Source organism: Chromobacterium amazonense, assembly GCF_001855565.1.
Lineage (GTDB): Bacteria > Pseudomonadota > Gammaproteobacteria > Burkholderiales > Chromobacteriaceae > Chromobacterium > Chromobacterium amazonense.
Genome location: NZ_MKCR01000022.1, coordinates 1 through 4,734 on the forward strand (window position 1 = coordinate 1; position 4,734 = coordinate 4,734).

General features: G+C 57.6%; 4 protein-coding genes and 4 pseudogenes. 4 read left to right on the top strand and 4 right to left on the bottom strand.

What is annotated here, in order from left to right; genetic code table 11:
- Positions 1-99: 99 nt before the first annotated feature.
- The 4 genes and pseudogenes from BI343_RS20385 (at position 100) to BI343_RS09940 (ending at position 2,377) form a co-directional block, all read left to right on the top strand.
- Entirely contained in the window at positions 100-288 is a 189-nt protein-coding gene (locus BI343_RS20385; protein WP_071109578.1) for a hypothetical protein, read from the top strand.
- Positions 281-715 carry a hypothetical protein gene (locus BI343_RS20390; protein ID WP_071109579.1) on the top strand — a complete coding sequence of 145 codons (435 nt, stop codon included), beginning with the start codon at positions 281-283 and terminating at the stop codon, positions 713-715. The genes BI343_RS20385 and BI343_RS20390 overlap by 8 nt, the downstream gene beginning before the upstream one ends.
- Positions 716-720: 5 nt before the next feature.
- Entirely contained in the window at positions 721-1,233 is a 513-nt protein-coding gene (locus BI343_RS09935; RefSeq protein ID WP_071108956.1) for a DUF3304 domain-containing protein, read from the top strand.
- Positions 1,234-1,410: 177 nt separating this feature from the next.
- Positions 1,411-2,377, top strand: a pseudogene (locus BI343_RS09940) (IS5 family transposase).
- Positions 2,378-2,562: 185 nt separating this feature from the next.
- Here the strand turns inward: BI343_RS09940 and BI343_RS09945 are convergent.
- From BI343_RS09945 to BI343_RS20400, 4 genes and pseudogenes are all read right to left on the bottom strand, one after another.
- Positions 2,563-3,526 (bottom strand): annotated as a pseudogene (locus BI343_RS09945) (IS5 family transposase).
- A 177-nt stretch (positions 3,527-3,703) separates the two neighbouring features.
- Positions 3,704-3,910 (bottom strand): DUF3304 domain-containing protein, encoded by a 207-nt coding sequence (locus tag BI343_RS20395; protein ID WP_071109580.1) that lies wholly within the window; start codon positions 3,908-3,910, stop codon positions 3,704-3,706.
- A 61-nt stretch (positions 3,911-3,971) separates the two neighbouring features.
- Positions 3,972-4,043, bottom strand: a pseudogene (locus BI343_RS20580) (DUF3304 domain-containing protein); the annotation flags it as partial.
- 36 nt (positions 4,044-4,079) lie between these two features.
- Positions 4,080-4,734 (bottom strand): annotated as a pseudogene (locus BI343_RS20400) (hypothetical protein); the annotation flags it as partial.

The following is a 4,734-nucleotide window of genomic DNA, read 5'->3' on the forward strand; positions in this document are numbered from 1 at the left end:
TGGCAATGCGCTGGAAGTGATGTATCCCGGTTCGCACTCGGACGTGGGCGGCGGCTACGCCGCGGGCGAGCTGGGCGTGTCCTGGCGCAGGATAGCCAGATGTGCGTGATTCCAGGCCGGCGCATGTATGACGCGGCACGTCAGGCTGGCGTGCCTTTGAGAACCTGGGACCAATTGACGGACAACGTGCAAAAGTTGCTGACTCCGTCGCCGCAGGCGATCAAGGATTTCAACGCCTATCTGCGCGACGCCAAGGTAGCGCCCGGACCGGGTGGAGAAAATGCATGAACAGCATATGGCGCTATATCTGAGCCATCGTTTCAAATATCGTCGCACTTTCTCGCAGCACCAACCTTACCGCACGGCCAACGCCACAGATAAGGCCGGCTTGAAAGCCACCCAGGATTCGCTGCTTAAGAGTTTAGGACGTTTATATGCTGGCGATCCAATGGCGGCTGATTTTGACCCCCAACGCGCTGCTGTCAGAAAAGATCAAAACTATGGCCGTGTGTTGTTGCCTGCCGAAGGCGGCACGAGGGAGACCACGCCAAGAATAGTGGCGGCACAATTGGACCTGCGCCGTTTGACGCCTGCCATAGAACATTTTCTGGAAAACTATATCCATGACTCAATGGCGGGGTTCATGGGGGGAGCGGAGGCCTATCTCAACTCGGGCCTGCTGAAGTTCCGCACCGTATTCAAAGGCGAGGAGTAAGCCTTATGAGGAACTGGACGAAATTGAACTCGCGCCCTTACAAACTTTTGCTTGCCTTGCCGCTATTTCTGGCTGCCTGCGGAGAAGAAAACACCGCCGTCAGCTACCTGGCGGTCAATCACACCGATAAACCCATAGATTCGATCACCATCAACGATCAGGGCGGCATTCTGAATGTGGATGCGATGGGAGGGGGAGGGGCGGACGTTTGCTGCGTCACCGTGCCAAAAACCTGGCGTCCGGGGCTGACGGTGAAGATAGGCTGGGAGCAAGGCGGGCATTTCCTGCGCGACGCCGGCGGCAATTTCGTCATGCGCAATGGCGACAAGGTGTTTATCGATGGGAGCTGGAAATTCAGCACCGTGCCGGTTCCAGAATACACCGCCAAGCAAAGGCAGCATTTCGACATCCATTTCCTGCCGGGCGATCAGGTGATGGTGAAGCTGAGCGATATTCTGCCTTGGCATCCTGACTACAGGCCGATCTACCCGATAGAAAAGAAAGCGGCTTCGCAGTGATGATTGCGCATCCACTCAAGCCGAAGCGCCATTAAGGAAGGTCTGAACAACCTGCCACGCAAACAGAAATGCAATTTCTCGCGGGGGCTTCGGTTGCATTAGACCTACGGAAGGTCTGAACAAGTCTCCAATCTTCCCGTAAACTGACTCCCCCTCAGTCAGATCCAGGACGCCAGCATGCGACAGCAGATGACCTTCACCGATCTCGAACTCGCCGCTAAGAAGAAGCGCACCCGCCCGCGAAATCTTTCTGACAGAGATGGATCAGGTCATGCCTTGGGCGCAGCTCGAAGCCGTCATCGATCCAGTGTATCCCAAGCCTGGCAACGGTCGCCGCCCCTACCCGTTGTCCGCCATGCTGCGCGTCTACTGCCTGCAGCACTGGTACAGCCTGTCCGATCCCGCCATGGAAGAAAGCCTGTACGAGATCGCCTCCATGCGCCAGTTCGCCGGCCTCTCCCTGGACGCCGTCCCGGACGAAACCACCCTGCTGAACTTCCGCCATCTGCTGGAAAAGCACCAGCTGACCCACGCTCTGTTTACCGCCATCCACCAGCATCTCTGCGACAAAAGGGCTGATGTTGAAGCAAGGCACCATCGTCGATGCCACCCTGATCCACGCGCCCAGCTCCACCAAAAACGCTCAGGGCGAGCGCGATCCGGACATGCATCAAACCAAGAAGGGCAATCAGTGGTACTTCGGCATGAAGGCCCATATCGGCGTCGACGCCCAGTCCGGCTTGGTGCATCACGTGGCCGGCACCCCCGCCAATGTGGCGGATGTCACGATGGTCGATCAGTTGTTGCACGGCGAGGAAATCGATGTGTTTGGCGACGCCGGCTTTGCTGGCGTGCACAAGCGAGCCGAACACCAATCGCGAGCGGTGCGTTGGTGGATTGCGATGAGGCCCGGCCAGCGCAAAGCGCTGACCGATTCAGCCGACGACCGGCAGATCCAGCTGGGCGAAATGGTCAAAGCCAAGATTCGGGCCAAAGTGGAGCATCCGTTTCGGGTCATCAAGCAGCAGTTTGGCTACCTGAAAACACGCTACCGCGCTTGAAGAAGAATACCGCGCAACTGATGACGCTGTTTGGGCTGGCCAACATCTGGCTGGCGCGAAAGGCCTTGCTGGCGGCGAGTTGAAAGGGCGGATGGCCGGAAGCATCCGGTCATCCTCATGGCGCGCGATCTAGAATTGGTAGGGAGGTCTGAACAACCTGCCACGCAAACAGAAATGCAATTTCTCGCGGGGCTTCGGTTGCATTGACCTACCAATTCTAGATCGCGCGCCATGAGGATGACCGGATGCTTCCGGGCCATCCGCCCTTTCAACTCGCCGCCAGCAAGGCCTTTCGCGCCAGCCAGATGTTGGCCAGCCCAAACAGCGTCATCAGTTGCGCGGTATTCTTCTTCAAGCCGCGGTAGCGTGTTTTCAGGTAGCCAAACTGCTGCTTGATGACCCGAAACGGATGCTCCACTTGGCCCGAATCTTGGCTTTGACCATTTCGCCCAGCTGGATCTGCCGTCGTCGGCTGAATCGGTCAGCGCTTTGCGCTGGCCGGGCCTCATCGCAATCCACCAACGCACCGCTCGCGATTGGTGTTCGGCTCGCTTGTGCACGCCAGCAAAGCCGGCGTCGCCAAACACATCGATTTCCTCGCCGTGCAACAACTGATCGACCATCGTGACATCCGCCACATTGGCGGGGGTGCCGGCCACGTGATGCACCAAGCCGGACTGGGCGTCGACGCCGATATGGGCCTTCATGCCGAAGTACCACTGATTGCCCTTCTTGGTTTGATGCATGTCCGGATCGCGCTCGCCCTGAGCGTTTTTGGTGGAGCTGGGCGCGTGGATCAGGGTGGCATCGACGATGGTGCCTTGCTTCAACATCAGCCCTTTGTCGCAGAGATGCTGGTGGGATGGCGGTAAACAGAGCGTGGGTCAGCTGGTGCTTTCCAGCAGATGGCGGAAGTTCAGCAGGGTGGTTTCGTCCGGGACGGCGTCCAGGGAGAGGCCGGCGAACTGGCGCATGGAGGCGATCTCGTACAGGCTTTCTTCCATGGCGGGATCGGACAGGCTGTACCAGTGCTGCAGGCAGTAGACGCGCAGCATGGCGGACAACGGGTAGGGGCGGCGACCGTTGCCAGGCTTGGGATACACTGGATCGATGACGGCTTCGAGCTGCGCCCAAGGCATGACCTGATCCATCTCTGTCAGAAAGATTTCGCGGCGGGTGCGCTTCTTCTTAGCGGCGAGTTCGAGATCGGTGAAGGTCATCTGCTGTCGCATGCTGGCGTCCTGGATCTGACTGAGGGGGAGTCAGTTTACGGGAAGATTGGAGACTTGTTCAGACCTTCCGTAGGTCTAATGCAACCGAAGCCCCCGCGAGAAATTGCATTTCTGTTTGCGTGGCAGGTTGTTCAGACCTTCCTTAATGGCGCTTCGGCTTGAGTGGATGCGCAATCATCACTGCGAAGCCGCTTTCTTTTCTATCGGGTAGATCGGCCTGTAGTCAGGATGCCAAGGCAGAATATCGCTCAGCTTCACCATCACCTGATCGCCCGGCAGGAAATGGATGTCGAAATGCTGCCTTTGCTTGGCGGTGTATTCTGGAACCGGCACGGTGCTGAATTTCCAGCTCCCATCGTAAAACACCTTGTCGCCATTGCGCATGACGAAATTGCCGCCGGCGTCGCGCAGGAAATGCCGCCTTGCTCCCAGCTATCTTCACCGTCAGCCCCGGACGCCAGGTTTTTGGCACGGTGACGCAGCAAACGTCCGCCCTCCCCCTCCATCGCATCCACATTCAGAATGCCGCCCTGATCGTTGATGGTGATCGAATCTATGGGTTTATCGGTGTGATTGACCGCCAGGTAGCTGACGGCGGTGTTTTCTTTCCGCAGGCAGCCAGAAATAGCGGCAAGGCAAGCAAAAGTTTGTAAGGGCGCGAGTTCAATTTCGTCCAGTTCCTCATAAGGCTTACTCCTCGCCTTTGAATACGGTGCGGAACTTCAGCAGGCCCGAGTTGAGATAGGCCTCCGCTCCCCCATGAACCCCGCCATTGAGTCATGGATATAGTTTCCAGAAAATGTTCTATGGCAGGCGTCAAACGGCGCAGGTCCAATTGTGCCGCCACTATTCTTGGCGTGGTCTCCCTCGTGCCGCCTTCGGCAGGCAACAACACACGGCCATAGTTTTGATCTTTTCTGACAGCAGCGCGTTGGGGGTCAAAATCAGCCGCCATTGGATCGCCAGCATATAAACGTCCTAAACTCTTAAGCAGCGAATCCTGGGTGGCTTTCAAGCCGGCCTTATCTGTGGCGTTGGCCGTGCGGTAAGGTTGGTGCTGCGAGAAAGTGCGACGATATTTGAAACGATGGCTCAGATATAGCGCCATATGCTGTTCATGCATTTTCTCCACCGGTCCGGGCGCTACCTTGGCGTCGCGCAGATAGGCGTTGAAATCCTTGATCGCCTGCGGCGACGGAGTCAGCAAC